This is a genomic window from Azospirillum humicireducens (assembly GCF_001639105.2).
Taxonomy (GTDB): domain Bacteria; phylum Pseudomonadota; class Alphaproteobacteria; order Azospirillales; family Azospirillaceae; genus Azospirillum; species Azospirillum humicireducens.
In genome coordinates this window covers 318,830-332,927 of the sequence record NZ_CP028906.1, presented here as the reverse complement: position 1 = coordinate 332,927, position 14,098 = coordinate 318,830, and the positions used below count along the sequence as shown (strand labels likewise).

Here is a 14,098-nt window from a genome sequence, read left to right as displayed (position 1 = left end):
GACTTCATCAGAGATGTTCTGTGCAAAATCCAGGGCGATGTCACCGCCCCCCGATCACTGCCTGTCGGCGGTCAGCGATCCCTCCAGACGGCGCAGCAGGGCGGCGAGCTGCTCCTGCTCGGCATCCGACAGGCCGGCCAGCAGCCTCGCCTCCAAAGCCATATCCTCCCGGAAGGCCGCTTCGGCTGTACGCCTGCCGGTCTCGCTCAGTTCGACCAGAAGGCTCCGGCCATCCTCCTCCGCCGGTCGGCGTTCGATGAGCCCCGCCTGCGACAGCTTGTTGAGACGGTGGGTCATGCCGCCGGAGGAGACCATCATGGATTTGAAGAGTTCCGTCGGGCGGAGCCGGTAGGGCGGCCCGGCGCGAAGCAGCGTGAACAGGACATCCGCCTCGCCGGCGTCCAAGCCATGAGATGCAAGAACTGCATCGATCTGCGGCCGGACCAGAAGCGTCAGCCGCCGGGCGCGGCCCAGAACCGCCATGCCCCGCGTATCCACGTCCGGCAATTCACGCGCCCATTGGTCGCGGCGGTCGTCCACCCCGTCACGCTCGTACGAAGGTTCACACAGGTATCTTGACACGAAGATAACTCCGCAGATTATCTTCTCACCAAGATACCTGTACGGAAGGATGGATCAAGGCCATGGAGCGTTCCCAGACCGGAGCCCGGACGGAAGCGGCCTGTACGCCTGCCTTCCTGCCGCTGATCTTGCTGTGCCTGTGCGGCTTTCTGTTCGCGTCGAAGATCATGGTTTCGAAGGCGGCACTTTCCGCCGGAGCCGACCCGTTCCAGCTCGGCATCGTCGGCAATCTGGGCGCCGGCCTTCTGCTGTGCGGATGGCTCGCCGCACGGGGAGAGTCGATGTCGTCGGCCTGCCGCTCGCCGATTCTCTATCTGGTTCTCGGAATCGTGTCGGTCGCGCTTCCGACCATTCTGTCCTTCCATGTCGTGGAGCGGGTCGGTCCCGCCTATACGGCGACGGTCTATTCGCTGTCGCCGATCCTGACCATGAGCTTTGCCGCCGGCTTCGGCATCGAACGGATGACGGTCCGCAGGTCGGCCGGCATCGTGACCGGACTGTTGGGCATGATGGCGCTGGTGCAGCAGCAGCTGGCGGCGATCGACTTCGCCCAGCCTATCTGGGTGATGATCGGCTTGCTGATTCCGGCCTGCACGGCAGCCGGCAACATCATCCGTTCGGCCTTCTGGCCGACGGGTGCCTCGGCGCTGGCCTTCGCCTGCGCGACGCTGTTCACGTCCAGTCTGGTGATGGCGACCCTGTCGCCGCTGTTCGGATCCGGCGGCCGGTGGCGCTTCGCCGATCCGATTCTCGGGCTTTGGTTCGCCGGATTCGTGCTGGTCTCGGCGCTGTCCTACATCCTGAATTTCCGCCTGCAAAAAGTCGCCGGAGCCGTCGTGTTCAGCCAGATCGGCTATTGGGGGACCGGTTTCGGCGTTCTGCTTGCCGCCTTGCTGTTCGGCGACATGCTGACCGCTCCGTCGCTGATCGGCCTTGCGGCGATCGTCATCGGCGGGGTCCTGGCGAATTGGAGCCGTGGGCGAGCAGTCTGAACAGGATCGCATCGGATCCCGTCATGGGCTTCGTCATGGGCTTCTGCCGACCGTCATCCCCCGCCTTCACGGAAATGACGGATCGGGCAGAATTGCACCATGATGGACCTTTGCGAACAGGCGCTCAGCCGTCCGTGCCCCGCTGCTGGACGAGCGCCATCGCAAACACGCCATTTCCGACGCTCCAGTCCGAATGGTCATTTTCGTGCATGAAAATGAACACATCCTTGGGCGACACCGCCGCCATGGATTCCAGGTTCCTGGCGATGGCGGCATAGAGCGCACGCTTCATGGCGTCGCTTCTGCCCCTGCGCATTGTGATTTCCACGACAATCAGCTTTTCCGAACGCGCGATGCCGTTGAAGCTCCTGTCATAGAAAAATTCGCCGTCTCCATATTCGCTTACCAGATTGAAAAGCTCATCCTTCGGCATTCCGATCGATTCGACCAGTGCATCGTGAATCCCTTCTACGATCCGTATCTTTCTTGATTGTTCCGTACCTTTGGGAAGCGCTGTTCTGACAAACGGCATGATTTACCTCATCGTTTCGATGAAGCATGATCTAACATCGCTGTCCTGCTTCACATATTGACAGATCAGCCGCTTTAATGTGAGCTGAAATCACGATGAGAAGACGCAAGACCTTACCGATCGCCGCCCTGAGAGCGTTCGAGGCCGCCGCACGGCACGGCCAGCTGTCGTCGGCCGCCGAAGAACTCGGGGTGACTCATGGAGCGGTCAGCCGCCATGTCAGCCATCTTGAGGCATTTGTCGGCACGGAGCTGTTCGAGGGAGCGCGAAACCGTCCGAAGCTCACCGCCGAGGGTCAGGTGTTCGGCTTCGCCCTGACCGCCGCTTTCGATCAGATCGAGGACGCGCTTCGCATCATAGGGCGCGGCGATCATGGCGTTCTGGACGTGGCCTGCCTCAGCACCTTCGCAATGCGGTGGCTGATTCCACGCCTCCACGGCTTTACCGCCAGGCATCCCCGCTATGACGTGCGCCTCGCAACCGACGATCGGCACCCCCGCGGCCACATCGACGTGCAGATCATGGTTCTGCCTCGGGAAGCCGGTCTTCCGGAAAACAGTTCACTGCTTTTCCACGAGAAGCTGGGGCTGGTCGTCGCCCCGTCCCTCGCAGCCGAAAACCAGCCCGATGTTCTCGCCCTGCCCCGATTGGAGACACGGACACGGCCCGATGTCTGGCGCGAATGGGCACGCCTGACGGGCGTCGAGGGGCATGGTGACAGTGGTGCGACCCGGATTTTCGATCATTATCACATGACCATCGAGGCCGCGCTGAACAGTCTCGGTATCGCAATCGCTCCCTGGCATCTGGTGGCCGAGGATGTGGCCTGCGGTCGGCTGCGCGCACCGTTCGGGTTTGTCGACAGCAGCTATGTCTATGCCGTGCAGGTATTTCGGCCAGGAAGGCCGAAGACGGACCATTTCGTAAAATGGCTTAAGGAGGCGGTCGATCAGGACAGTCGAATGCCCTAGATCACGGATTCACCTTGCACATGCCCCCGATCCTTACGTCTCGGGGGAGGCCACCTTCGCCGCCTTCGCCTTGCGCGCCGCCACCTCGAAGGCCACGTCCTCGATCATTCCGCCGGTCAGCGAGGCCAGGGCCGATTTCAGGCTCGGCCAGTGGTTCATGCGGGCGGTGTCGGCGACGGCGGCGTTCCTGGCCTTCAGGACGAGGCGGCGGCCGCCCTGGGGCGCTTCCTCCACCCGTTCCGGCTCCAGTTCGGCCAGCAGCGGGGCGGGAACCTTGCCCTTCAGGGCGTGCAGGACGGCGGCCCACAGAGCCGTCACGTCGTCGGCATCGGGCAGCGGGCCGAGATCGGCGAGTCCGGCCTCCACCGGATCGGCGGGGGCGACGGTGTCGACCTTGCCGATGCGACGCGCGCGGCGCCCGGCGCTGTGGCGTTCGCGCTCCAGATAGGTTTCGGCCGCCTCCTCCTCGTCCTTGGCGTTGAAATCGAGGGTCACCGCCTCGATCTTGCGGCCTTTCCGCTTCATCTTCTCTTCCGGCATGCTGACGCGGAAGGGGGCGAGCTGGTTCACCTCGGAAATGGCGCGGTCGATGGTGCGGGTGCGCAGGATGCCGAAATCCTTGTAGGCGCCCTCCGGGACGTTCATCAGCTTGCGCAGCGTGTCGATGTCCAGCTCCAGCGACGGATAGTCCATCTGGTAGCGCTGCATGCCGATCTCGTACAGCTTCAGCGCGTAGGTGCTGGTGACCTTGACCATCGCCGGGCCGGACAGCTTGGCCCACAGCTGGGACGAGCGCTGGATTTCCAGGAAGGCGTCGGTGAACTGGAAATGGATGTCGGCGGCGTCGCTGTCCTCCTCCTCCTCCGGCCGGACATAGCTGGAGAGGATGCGCAGCTCGGCGCGCGACCGCCGGCCGCGGAAGGGACCGATGACCACCAGGCTGGAATCGAAGATTTCCTTCAGCGCGTCGAAGATCCGCTCGTTGCCCTTGTGGTTGCCGCGCACCACCCGCTTGGGCAGGCGGTAGAGCTTGTTGGCGAAATTCTGGCTGCCGGCCAGATGGATCATGAAGTTCAGCATCTTCTGCGCCGGCAGCGACAGGCGCGTGCCGTTGGCCGGATAGCTGTAGACCGCCTCCGCCGCCTTGATCAGATGCTTGTAGCCGTCGCGCTCGAAGGTGGCGCTGGCGACGCGCGCGGTCAGGCCGGCGACCGGGGCGGCAGTTTCCGCGGCAACCGCCGGCAGGGCGGCAGCCGCACCGTCTCCGTCGATCACCGCACCGCCGGCCAGATCCTCCGGCCCCAGCACGACGAGGCCGGATCCGGCCTTTCCCGATTCGGCAGCAGCCTTGATGGGCGCAGCCGCGTCCAACGGGACGGACTCCTCCGCCACCGCACCGCGCGCCTTCCTGCGCCCCGTCCCCGCCATCGCCGTCCTCCGCCGAAATCGAGGGAGGCTAAATCAATCCTTACCCGAAAAACAAGTAAGGAAAGGGTCGCGTCGCAGAATCCTGATCATCCTTACGCCCTGGGGGCAAAACCCTTACGCCCCGGGGGGTGTGCGACTCGCCCCCACCCGGTAAGGCAGTTTCCCCCATGCTGTAAGGAAGATTCGCTGCGACTCGCGGAGTCCCCTGGAGATTCGCGCCGACGAATCCTCTTAAAAGGGAAAGGGAGTCGCAAGCGCCCGCTAAGTGCCGGATCCGGCAGCACTTCCAAAGTGAGAATCTCGCCCGGAGGTGCCGTCCCGCATCCTTACACCACCCGAATCGGTGCGACTCGATTCGAAAAAGGGGCCTTGCGGAAAACGCTCTATCCTTACTCCCTGGGGGCATCCTGCCATTTTTGCTGTCCGGGGTTCTGTGGACAAGCGCCATCCTTACGGCTTGGGGGCCTTCGAAGCGGGATTCGCGCCCCCAGGAGGTAAGGATCGGAAGAGTCAGCGGCGCATCGGAGTCGATTCCAGGGGCATCCAAGGAGTCACAAAGGCTTACAGGCCCCCAAGAGGTAAGGAAGCCCGCCCCCAAGCCGTAAGGATCGGGGAGCGGGCCTGTCGTGCGTATTGGGGCCGGATCCAGCCCCCAGGAGGTAAGGATGGAAAAGGAGAACAGGCTAAGGCACTGATTCTGATTTTCTTTTTTAATGGACAGCCAGCAGGAACAGACCCTGGCCCAGATAGACGCTGGCGGTTCCCATCACCAGATAGCGGCTCCACAGGCGGAATTGGGCATCGCTCATGCGGTCGAGGACACGGCGGGAGAGATTCGTGCCGAGCAGGGCCATGGCGACCGACATCAGGATCACCGTCCACTCCACCATCCCGTCGGCGCCAGCGGTCACCAGCGGGGCGAAGTAAGCGATCTTCACCAGATGGCCGACCGATTGGATCGCCGCCTTGGTGGCGACCACGCTCTGCCGGCTCATCGCGCTGCGGATGAAGAAGACGTCCAGCAGCGGACCGGAGATGCCGGCGACCAGCTGCACCCCCATGCACAGGAAGCCGCCGACAAGGCCATGCCGCGGCTTCCGGGCATCCAGCGCCCAGCGCGCGGGCACCGCCAATGCAAGGAAAGGCGTCAGTCCCAGAATCAGCAGCGACACCGCACGGTCCGGAATCGCGCCGGCCAGGGCGAACAGCAGGCCGGCTCCGGATCCGCCAAGCGCGAATCGCAGAATGATCGGCCAGACCACATGATGCCGCCACAACCATGCCCGCCAGCCGTTCGATGCGAACTGCGTCACACCATGCAACAGCATCGCCGACGGCACCGGCAGCAGGATCAGCAGCAGGCCCATCAGAACCATGCCGCCGGCCATGCCGAACAGGCCCGATAAAAACGAGGTCACGAGAACGGTAAGGCCAAGCCCCACCATCAGCGGAAGCGTCAGCATGACTCGGTCCAAATATCGGAGATCAGGCTGAAAATCTTGCACGCGCGCGGTTGCGCCGCAAACGGCATTGTTCGATGCTCAGCCCCAGGAAAAGTTGGGGTCAAGTAAGGATGCGACCATGCGCCGCCTGCCTTCGCTGAACGGTCTGCGCGCCTTCGAGGCGGCGGCCCGCCATGGCAGTTTCACCGCGGCGGCGGCGGAGCTGCATGTTTCCCAGGCCGCGGTCAGCCGGATGGTGAAGCTGCTGGAGGAGCGGCTGGGCTTCGCCCTGTTCGACCGGCGGGCCAATGCGCTGCTGCTGACCGAACGCGGCCGGGCGCTCCAGCCGGCGCTGACCGAGGCGTTCGACGGCATCGCCCGGCGGCTGGAGCAGGTGTCGGCGATGCGGGCCGGGCCGGTGCTGACGGTGGGGATGGGGGCGACGGTGGCGGTGCGCTGGCTGATCCCGCGCCTGTCCAGCTTCCATCTTGCCCATCCCGAGATCGAGGTGCGGATCGCCACCGGCGGAGCCGGGGCGCCGATGAACGATGACTGGACCTGCGCCGTCCTGCTCGGCGACGGCCAATGGCCGGGCTATGAGGCGGAGCGGCTGTTCTCCTCCAGCCTGCAGCCGGTCTGCGCGCCGCGGCTGGCGGCGGAGTTGCGGGAGGCCGCGGATCTGGGCGGGGCCACCCTGCTGCATGTCTCCCATTGGGCGGAGGATTGGCCACGCTGGCTCGCCGCCGCCGGGGTGGCGGAGGCGCCGTCCAGGGGGCCGTCGCCGAAGGGGCTGTCCTTCGGCAGCTATGCCATGACCTTGCAGGCGGCCATCGACGGCGTCGGGGTGGCGCTGGCGCCGCAGCTCTATAGTCTGGACGACATCGCCGCCGGGCGGCTCGCCGCGCCCTTCGAACCGGCGGTGCCGATGGTCCATTCCTGGTATCTGGTCCATCGCGCCTCCCGCCGGGAGGATGCCGGCTTCGGAGCGTTCCGCGACTGGCTCTATGCACTGTGCGCGGAGATGGAATAGGCCCCTTCGTCCTGTTGGCGCATGGCCGGGCGGCGCAATTCGCCGGTGCGCCGCCAGCGGATGCCGACATAGGGTGACCGCTGTTTCCGTTTCGCTTCCCAGCAGTCATGACCCTACAGGACCGCGCGATGCCGCCCACCGCCGCACCCCTTCCGACCGATGACGCCGCCCACCCGGCGCTGTCCCGCTCGCTCGTCCTGCTGATGGCGCTGGCCTGCGGGGTGGTGGTCGCCAACATCTATTACGCCCAGCCGCTGGTCGGCCTGATCGGCCCGGCGGTCGGGCTGTCGCCGGAAACCGCCAGCCTCGTCGTCACCCTGACCCAGGTCGGCTATGGCGCCGGGCTGGTGTTGCTGGTGCCGCTGGGCGATTTGCTGGAGAACCGCCGGCTGGTGGTGGTGACTCTGTGCAGCACGGTGGCGGCGCTGCTGGTGGCGGCGGTCGCCCCCACAGCCTCGCTGTTCCTGGCGGCGGCCTTCCTGATCGGCGTCACCTCCGTCGCCGTGCAGATGCTGGTGCCGCTCGCCGCCCACATGGCGCCGGAGGCCTCACGCGGGCAGGTGGTCGGGAATGTGATGAGCGGCCTGCTGCTGGGCATCCTGCTGGCCCGCCCGGTGTCGAGCCTGATCGCCGACAGCCTGGGCTGGCGGGCGGTGTTCGCCCTGTCGGCGGCGGCGATGGTGGGGTTTGCCGTCCTGCTGTGGCGGGTGCTGCCGCAGCGGCGGCCCAAGAGCCAATCCAGCTATGGCGCGCTGCTCGGCTCGCTCGGCCGGCTGCTGGCGCGGACGCCGGTGCTGCAGCGGCGGACCGTCTACCAGACCATGATGTTCGCGTCCTTCAGCCTCTATTGGACCTCCGTCCCGCTGCTGCTGGCGGGGGCGCCCTTCCATCTCAGCCAGCGCGGGATCGCGCTGTTCGCCCTGTCGGGGGCGGCGGGGGCGCTGGTGGCGCCGATCGCCGGGCGGATCGCCGACCGCGGCTGGACCCGGCCGGCCACCGGCTTCGCGCTGGCGATGGCGGCGCTGTCCTTCTTCGTCGCGCGTGCGGGAGAGGGCTCCATCGCGCTGCTGGTGCTGGCCGGGCTGCTGCTCGACATGGGCGTGCAGATGAACATGGTGCTGGGGCAGCGCGCCATCTATTCGCTGGGGGCGGAGACCCGCAGCCGGATGAACGCCATCTATATGGCGATCTTCTTCCTGGGCGGGGCCGCCGGTTCGGCGCTGGCCGGCTATGCCTTCGCCGTCGGCGGCTGGGAGCCGGTGACCTGGATCGGCTTCGCCTTTCCCGCCGCCGGCCTGCTGTTCTACCTGACCGAATTCCGCGGGCGGCCCGCCGCCTGACCTGAACTCCAAGGAGACGACGCAATGGATCAACGTCCACTAGGGCATAGCGGTCTGACGGTGTCCCCGCTCTGCTTCGGCGGCAACGTGTTCGGCTGGACCGCCGACGAGGCCACCTCCTTCCGGCTGCTCGACGCCTTCGTCGATGCCGGCTTCAACTTCATCGACACCGCCGACGTCTATTCGGCCTGGGCTCCCGGCAACACGGGCGGCGAGTCCGAGACCATCATCGGCAACTGGATGAAAAGCCGCGGCAACCGCGACAGCATCGTGCTGGCGACCAAGGTCGGGTCGGAGATGGGGCCGGGCCGGAAGGGCCTGTCGCCCGCCTGGATCCGGACCGCGGTGGAGGACTCGCTGAAGCGGCTCCAGACCGACCGCATCGACCTCTACCAGTCCCACTGGGACGACCCGTCGACCCCGTTCGAGGACACGCTCGGCGCCTACAAGGAGCTGATCGACCAGGGCAAGGTCCGCGCCATCGGCGCCTCCAACCTGACGGCAGCCCGCCTGCGCGAGGCGCTGGAGGTCAGCGCCCGCACCGGCCTGCCCCGCTACGAGACCCTGCAGCCGGACTACAACCTCTACAGCCGCGCGGGCTACGAGGCGGAGCTGGAGGGGATTTGCCGGGAGAATGGCCTCGGCGTCATCAACTACTACTCGCTGGCCGCCGGCTTCCTGACCGGCAAGTACCGGTCGGCCGAGGATGCCGGCAAGAGCGCACGCGGCAACGGGGTGGTGTCGAAGTACCTGAACGAGCGCGGCCGGGCGATCCTGGCGGCGCTGGACGAGGTCGCCGGCCGGCACGGGGCAACGCCGGGACAGGTGGCGATTGCGTGGCTGATCGCGCGGCCCGGCCTGACCGCCCCCATCGCGAGTGCATCGAAGCCGGAGCAGATGGGGGACCTGATCGCCGCGGTCAGGCTGCGGCTGGACGCCGAGGACATCGGGCGGCTGGACCGGGCGAGCGCCTACTGAGGCGTACGGCCAGGGAGAGGGGAGCGCCACCGCTTTGGACGGGGCATGGTACCAGGGCAGCGTCCCGGTCCCGTCCAGCACGGCGCGCGCCTGTTCGTGACCGGTGCCGAAGGTCAGCCCGCCGGTGGCGGGGCCGACGCAGCGGATGCGGCAGCGTGGAACGCGGGCGATTGGGAGAAGGCATCGGGAGGGCCGGACTTGGTGGATGCAAACGGATGAACTGGCAGGCCACCGAGTTTGGGTCCGTTTTTCGCCGCAGATCCACGGACGGCGATGCAGATCTGGCCCGAAGCGGCCATTGGAGTGGATATCGGAGGGCGCGGGAGTCGGGGCGGAATTCGGCGGCGTCAACGCCGCGCGGCGCCGCCGGGGTGCGCATGGGACCGGGGCGCGCGGGCGGCGGAGCGGCCTGTGCCGGCAACGATGGCGGTGCCCTGGACCGTACGCTGTCCGCGGCGCTGCTGGGCCAGTTCCACCTCGCGGCGGAAATTCGGGCCAAGCGCCTCGTAGGCGGCCTTCAGTTCCGGGTCCTTCATCCAGACGTCATGTCGTTCCATGGTTTCCTCTTAAATCGGCTGGCAACCGGCCGGGCGCCGGGCAGACCTGCGGCATGCCGCCTTCGAAAGACGTGTGTCGCAGGCAGGTCATCCGGCGTCACCATCCTTGGATGACGCCCGGATTCCAGTCTTGCGGGACGGGGCAGCATGACGACTGACAGGTTGGGGTGGCCGGTCTTCACTTCAAGAGACTTCCGGCGTCGGACCGGCCGGCTTTTCAAAAGCCATAACGTCCTATCCGCCCAAGGGTTCCGGCCGGACACCAACCGGCCGGCCGTTCCACACCCGGCGGCCGGCCCCCGCGGCCGGCCCCCGCAGCCGATGGCGGAGGCCTGGGCATCGCCGCCTGGCCGACCCGTCCCATCGCACCTATCCGGGGATTGGCCTCAGGACGCGCAGCCCTGCCGCATCTGCGCCGGCAGGATTTGCGGGGGCAGATGCTGAATGCCCGGATGGCCGGGCGGCAGCCAGATCAATTCGAGAGACGGCGAGGTCTTCGCCAGAAGATCGAAGCCCAGCCGGTGATAGAACCAGTGAACGCGGGTGTCCACCTCCGCCACCGACAGGGTGATCGGCATGCCCAACTGGGCCGCGGTTCCCTGGAAGCTGCGCAGCAGGTCGGTGCCGATGCCCTTGCCGCGGGCCAGCCGGTGGATCTCCACCTCCGAAACCCGCCAGTCGTAGCGGCCCAGATCCATGACGATCCGCCCGACCGGCTGGCCCGTCTTCTCGATGACGAAATCCAGATGCTCCGGATAGCGGGCTTCCTGCCCGGTGCGCCGGGCGCTGTATTGCTGTTCGTAGAGCGTCCGCACGAAATCGCGGTCGTGATGCGCCTTGGCCAGCCAGGGACGCGCATCCATGAACAGGCCCAGCAGGAAGTCGTCGTCCGACAGTCGGGGAAAACGCACCGTGAGCCCGCCAAGCAGCGGCAGCGACCCATTGAGAACAGCCATCGGCCACACCCCTTCCGGTAGCGCAAGTGAACGCCATGAATAGCTGAAGATGCAGACCGGATGCAAGAATCCGCACCGCGGACGATGGGCGCGGACGATGGCCGCAGACGATGGTCGTGCCGGAACCCCGGCAGAAAAGGTCCGGGACGGGCAGTGCCGTGCGAATCGTGCAGTCCCGTTCCGGTGCTGCGCGGCGGACGGGAGAAACGGCGGTGCTCATCCGCATACAGGAGCATTCAACCCTTGGCAGAAAGACTGCCGATCTGAAGGAAAAAAGTAACGATTTGTATCGTCCATTGCCTGCATCATCATTAATTGGGAGAATAAGTCCACGTATTTTCTATTATTATCAGCAGGATGGGCTCCTGCCAGGCGGGGCACCGGCCGCAAGCCGAGGCAACCTGTTTACAATCCAGGAGGATTCGCCATGGAAGTTTATCTCGGACTGGTTTTTCCGTTCACCGGGGCCTACGCACCGCAATACACGGCGCAATGCCTGGGCCAGCAGATGCAGGTCGGCCAGAATCAGGCCCTCTACGCGGTCACCGGGGCGATGTATGGCGGCAACGGCACGACCAACTTCAACCTTCCGGACCTGCGCGGCCGGGTCATGATCGGCTCCGGCACCAGCCCCTATCTGAACAACCAGACGCTCAATCCCGGCAGCTACGGCGGCGTCGCGAGCAACACGCTCACGCAGCAGAACCTGCCCGCCCACATCCACGCGGCAACCTTCTCCCCGGTCGGCAGCAGCACCAGCGCGACCGTTACCGCCGCCGCCGCCATCCCGGTCAGCACCGTTGCCGGGGCCAGCGCCACGCCGGCTGGCGGCACCAACTATCTCGGCGCGATGCGGGTCGAGGATTCCGGCCTGGGCGTCACCTTGATCGGACCCTACAGCTCCGGCACCGCTCCCAATGGCTCCGCGCTGGTCGGCACGGCCAGCGGAACCGTCACGATGGGCGGACTGACGGGAACGGTGAGCATTTCGGCCGGCGGCGGCGTGACCAACCCGACCCCGGTGAACAACATGCAGCCCTATCTGGCGCTGACCATGCTGATCGTCACCAGCGGCATCTTCCCGATGCGCGATTGATCCGGCAAGGACGCCCTGGTTCTTTTCGGGAACCGGTTTTCCCCGTCCGGGGCGGAATCCTGCCCATCGAACACTGAATGGACGGACGCGGCGCGGCGGCTTCGCAAGACCGAAGCGGCAGCCGCAGAGTCCGGAACCCAAGCCTGGATCTTCGACATGACCATCGACATCGGCACCCTGTCTCACGAGGTCTTCGCTCCTCATCTCGGCCAGACCTTCCGTTTCCTGGCTCCGGAGACCGGGTCCGTGATCGCGGAGGTCGAGTTGACCAAGCTGACGGAACGTCCGGAATGCACGCCCCGCTGGGCGAAGCGCACGTCCTTTTCGGCTCTGTTCGAAACCTACGGTCCCACCGACCTGTGGAATGGCGATTTCCAAATCGACCATCCGACGATGGGACCTCTCGGCCCCTTCTATATCGTGCGCGTCATCCCGCGCGATCCCAACCGGGCCTGTTTCGAACTGATCCTGAACTGACGCCGACCACCACATCGTTGCGCGTCACCCCGCACCGTCCGTCCCAGCGCATCGCCTCCACCGGAGATATCGCCATGGATTTCTACATAGGGTCAGTCTTTCCCTTCGCCGGCAATTTCGCCCCGGTGAACACCCAGCAATGTCTGGGACAAGCCGTAAGCAGCGCCCAGTTTCAGGCCTTGCGGGCCATCACGGCCGAGGCCTTCGGCGCCGCCGCCGACAAGTTGACCTTCAATCTGCCGGATCTGCGCGGCCGGGTGATGGTGGGACCGGGAACCAGCCCCTACACCCGCACCACCCTGAACCTCGGAAACGCAGGCGGCACGCAGTACACCACGATCATCGGCAACAATCTTCCGATGCATACCCATGCGGCGTCCTTCCAGGGCGGCAGCACCGGCGCCGCCGTTCCCTTCACCGGGACGGTAAGCGTTCCGCTGAACCCCGCCGTCGGCGGCAGCAACATCCCCTCCAGCATTCCCGCGGTGATGGGCGGGGTCGCCGTCAACGATTCCGGCCTTGGCGTGCAGGTGGAGGGGCCGTACATCCCGGCAGCCAGCCTGCCGACGCCGCCCACCGGCTGTTCGATGATGGGCGCGCTCTCCAGCCAGGGCACGGTGTCCGGCGGCCCCACCGGCGCCACCGTGTCCGTGAGCCCCGGAGGAGGGATCGCCACCCCTGTCGCGCTCAACACGATCCAGCCCTACCAATCGCTGTTCTTCTTCATCTTCATGCTGGGCTATTTCCCGTCGCGCGACTGACCCCGTCGCACGCCCCTGTCTTCCGGGTCCGCTCCGATTCGGCGGAGCGGACCCTTTTCAGCCCGCAGAGCGAACCCGCCGGCCCGGAAAATCCTTCGGCAACCCGGTGCCCCGCAGGCGGGACATCGCCCCGCCCGCACTGCCGGCGGGCTCCCTGTCTTTCCCGGCTCCCCCGGCGATGCCCCGATGAACGGGCGCTTGTTTCGCGGCAAATGCCGGACACCCCGTGCCGACGCCGTTTTTTCCGGCGCGGAAGTGGTTGCATTGCAGCAATTCCGCAACAGCGAGGGGCGGGAAACCTGCGGCTTTCCCCTATAGCTGCAGGAAGCCGTTGAACGGAAGGTGCTTTTCCCGGATTGTTTGGGTTGGACACAACTGTTTGCCGCCGGAAGAAACGCGGCTACCGCAGCGGCCCGGCCACCCCATATGTCCGGAGCCTGTGCGGAACAAGGATTGATCGAGAGATGCACGAGTACCGCGAGCGGTCGCGCCGCCCAGACGAGAACCCCGGTCCCCGGCCTCTGCCGCCGGGCTGTTTCCGGATGCAGCGGCCCATTCGCTTTTCCCACTGCGACCCCGCCGGGATCGTCTATTTCCCGGTCTATTTCGACATGTTCAACGGGACGGTGGAGGACTGGTTCACCCAGGGCCTGGACATCGATTACGCGACGATGATCCTGCAGCGGCGGCTGGGCCTGCCGATCGTGCATGCCGAATGCGATTTCGTGATCCCCAGCCGCATGGGCGACACCCTGACGCTGGGTGTCCTGCTGGAGCGGCTCGGCCGCAGTTCGGTCCAGCTGCGCATCAACGGCGAGCATGAGGGGCAGGTCCGGCTGTCGGGCAGCCTGACGCTGGTGACCACCTCGCTGGACGATTTCGCCGCGGTGCCGATCCCCGACGACATCCGCGCGGCGATGGAGCGCTATCAGGCGGGCTGCGAGGGGTAAGGGGGC

Annotated in this window: 15 protein-coding genes; 9 read left to right on the top strand and 6 right to left on the bottom strand. The window is 66.1% G+C overall.

The genetic code is table 11. The features are described 5' to 3' along the window. Positions 1-54 precede the first annotated feature (54 nt). Entirely contained in the window at positions 55-582 is a 528-nt protein-coding gene (locus A6A40_RS25980) for a MarR family winged helix-turn-helix transcriptional regulator (protein WP_108548981.1), read from the bottom strand. Between the two features lie 62 nt (positions 583-644). Here A6A40_RS25980 and A6A40_RS25975 point away from each other — a divergent pair, with 62 nt between their 5' ends. Then, the gene (locus A6A40_RS25975) at positions 645-1,574 is read left to right on the top strand and encodes a DMT family transporter (protein ID WP_108548738.1); all 930 of its coding nucleotides are present in this window, start codon (positions 645-647) and stop codon (positions 1,572-1,574) included. Between the two features lie 124 nt (positions 1,575-1,698). On the opposite strand, the gene A6A40_RS25970 is transcribed toward A6A40_RS25975, so the two are convergent. Continuing rightward, positions 1,699-2,106 (bottom strand): tautomerase family protein, encoded by a 408-nt coding sequence (locus A6A40_RS25970; protein WP_108548737.1) that lies wholly within the window; start codon positions 2,104-2,106, stop codon positions 1,699-1,701. A 95-nt stretch (positions 2,107-2,201) separates the two neighbouring features. Here A6A40_RS25970 and A6A40_RS25965 point away from each other — a divergent pair, with 95 nt between their 5' ends. Next, positions 2,202-3,077 carry a LysR substrate-binding domain-containing protein gene (locus A6A40_RS25965; RefSeq protein ID WP_108548736.1) on the top strand — a complete coding sequence of 292 codons (876 nt, stop codon included), beginning with the start codon at positions 2,202-2,204 and terminating at the stop codon, positions 3,075-3,077. Positions 3,078-3,110: 33 nt separating this feature from the next. On the opposite strand, the gene A6A40_RS25960 is transcribed toward A6A40_RS25965, so the two are convergent. Together A6A40_RS25960 and A6A40_RS25955 are read right to left on the bottom strand one after the other, a co-directional pair. Continuing rightward, entirely contained in the window at positions 3,111-4,505 is a 1,395-nt protein-coding gene (locus A6A40_RS25960; protein WP_108548735.1) for a replication initiation protein, read from the bottom strand. A 710-nt stretch (positions 4,506-5,215) separates the two neighbouring features. Then, positions 5,216-5,968 carry a sulfite exporter TauE/SafE family protein gene (locus A6A40_RS25955; RefSeq protein WP_108548734.1) on the bottom strand — a complete coding sequence of 251 codons (753 nt, stop codon included), beginning with the start codon at positions 5,966-5,968 and terminating at the stop codon, positions 5,216-5,218. Between the two features lie 118 nt (positions 5,969-6,086). Between A6A40_RS25955 and A6A40_RS25950 the strand changes: the two genes are divergently transcribed. The 3 genes from A6A40_RS25950 (at position 6,087) to A6A40_RS25940 (ending at position 9,295) form a co-directional block, all read left to right on the top strand. Further along, complete coding sequence (locus A6A40_RS25950; protein WP_108548733.1) at positions 6,087-6,977, top strand: LysR substrate-binding domain-containing protein; 891 nt, start codon at positions 6,087-6,089, stop codon at positions 6,975-6,977. A gap of 128 nt (positions 6,978-7,105) precedes the next feature. Further along, positions 7,106-8,317 (top strand): MFS transporter, encoded by a 1,212-nt coding sequence (locus tag A6A40_RS25945; RefSeq protein ID WP_108548732.1) that lies wholly within the window; start codon positions 7,106-7,108, stop codon positions 8,315-8,317. A 24-nt stretch (positions 8,318-8,341) separates the two neighbouring features. Then, positions 8,342-9,295 carry an aldo/keto reductase gene (locus A6A40_RS25940; RefSeq protein ID WP_108548731.1) on the top strand — a complete coding sequence of 318 codons (954 nt, stop codon included), beginning with the start codon at positions 8,342-8,344 and terminating at the stop codon, positions 9,293-9,295. 347 nt (positions 9,296-9,642) lie between these two features. Here the strand turns inward: A6A40_RS25940 and A6A40_RS25935 are convergent, their stop codons facing one another. Together A6A40_RS25935 and A6A40_RS25930 are read right to left on the bottom strand one after the other, a co-directional pair. After that, the gene (locus tag A6A40_RS25935) at positions 9,643-9,852 is read right to left on the bottom strand and encodes a hypothetical protein (RefSeq protein WP_108548730.1); all 210 of its coding nucleotides are present in this window, start codon (positions 9,850-9,852) and stop codon (positions 9,643-9,645) included. 386 nt (positions 9,853-10,238) lie between these two features. Continuing rightward, the gene (locus A6A40_RS25930) at positions 10,239-10,808 is read right to left on the bottom strand and encodes a GNAT family N-acetyltransferase (RefSeq protein WP_108548729.1); all 570 of its coding nucleotides are present in this window, start codon (positions 10,806-10,808) and stop codon (positions 10,239-10,241) included. A gap of 427 nt (positions 10,809-11,235) precedes the next feature. Between A6A40_RS25930 and A6A40_RS25925 the strand changes: the two genes are divergently transcribed. From A6A40_RS25925 to A6A40_RS25910, 4 genes are all read left to right on the top strand, one after another. Continuing rightward, entirely contained in the window at positions 11,236-11,904 is a 669-nt protein-coding gene (locus A6A40_RS25925) for a phage tail protein (protein WP_108548728.1), read from the top strand. 156 nt (positions 11,905-12,060) lie between these two features. Further along, positions 12,061-12,381 carry a DUF6916 family protein gene (locus tag A6A40_RS25920; RefSeq protein WP_108548727.1) on the top strand — a complete coding sequence of 107 codons (321 nt, stop codon included), beginning with the start codon at positions 12,061-12,063 and terminating at the stop codon, positions 12,379-12,381. 74 nt (positions 12,382-12,455) lie between these two features. Beyond that, complete coding sequence (locus tag A6A40_RS25915; RefSeq protein WP_108548726.1) at positions 12,456-13,142, top strand: phage tail protein; 687 nt, start codon at positions 12,456-12,458, stop codon at positions 13,140-13,142. A gap of 542 nt (positions 13,143-13,684) precedes the next feature. Continuing rightward, on the top strand, positions 13,685-14,092 hold the full coding sequence (locus A6A40_RS25910) for an acyl-CoA thioesterase (RefSeq protein WP_108548980.1): 408 nt from the start codon (positions 13,685-13,687) through the stop codon (positions 14,090-14,092). The last annotated feature ends 6 nt before the right edge of the window (positions 14,093-14,098 follow it).

Excerpts from the sequence above, each read along its gene's own strand:
- A6A40_RS25975 (WP_108548738.1), top strand. The coding sequence starts at position 645 with ATGGAGCGTTCCCAGACCGGAGCCCGGACGGAAGCGGCCTGTACGCCT.
- A6A40_RS25970 (WP_108548737.1), bottom strand. The coding sequence starts at position 2,106 with ATGCCGTTTGTCAGAACAGCGCTTCCCAAAGGTACGGAACAATCAAGA.
- A6A40_RS25965 (WP_108548736.1), top strand. The coding sequence starts at position 2,202 with ATGAGAAGACGCAAGACCTTACCGATCGCCGCCCTGAGAGCGTTCGAG.
- A6A40_RS25960 (WP_108548735.1), bottom strand. The coding sequence starts at position 4,505 with ATGGCGGGGACGGGGCGCAGGAAGGCGCGCGGTGCGGTGGCGGAGGAG.
- A6A40_RS25955 (WP_108548734.1), bottom strand. The coding sequence starts at position 5,968 with ATGCTGACGCTTCCGCTGATGGTGGGGCTTGGCCTTACCGTTCTCGTG.
- A6A40_RS25950 (WP_108548733.1), top strand. The coding sequence starts at position 6,087 with ATGCGCCGCCTGCCTTCGCTGAACGGTCTGCGCGCCTTCGAGGCGGCG.
- A6A40_RS25945 (WP_108548732.1), top strand. The coding sequence starts at position 7,106 with ATGCCGCCCACCGCCGCACCCCTTCCGACCGATGACGCCGCCCACCCG.
- A6A40_RS25940 (WP_108548731.1), top strand. The coding sequence starts at position 8,342 with ATGGATCAACGTCCACTAGGGCATAGCGGTCTGACGGTGTCCCCGCTC.
- A6A40_RS25935 (WP_108548730.1), bottom strand. The coding sequence starts at position 9,852 with ATGGAACGACATGACGTCTGGATGAAGGACCCGGAACTGAAGGCCGCC.
- A6A40_RS25930 (WP_108548729.1), bottom strand. The coding sequence starts at position 10,808 with ATGGCTGTTCTCAATGGGTCGCTGCCGCTGCTTGGCGGGCTCACGGTG.
- A6A40_RS25925 (WP_108548728.1), top strand. The coding sequence starts at position 11,236 with ATGGAAGTTTATCTCGGACTGGTTTTTCCGTTCACCGGGGCCTACGCA.
- A6A40_RS25920 (WP_108548727.1), top strand. The coding sequence starts at position 12,061 with ATGACCATCGACATCGGCACCCTGTCTCACGAGGTCTTCGCTCCTCAT.
- A6A40_RS25915 (WP_108548726.1), top strand. The coding sequence starts at position 12,456 with ATGGATTTCTACATAGGGTCAGTCTTTCCCTTCGCCGGCAATTTCGCC.
- A6A40_RS25910 (WP_108548980.1), top strand. The coding sequence starts at position 13,685 with ATGCAGCGGCCCATTCGCTTTTCCCACTGCGACCCCGCCGGGATCGTC.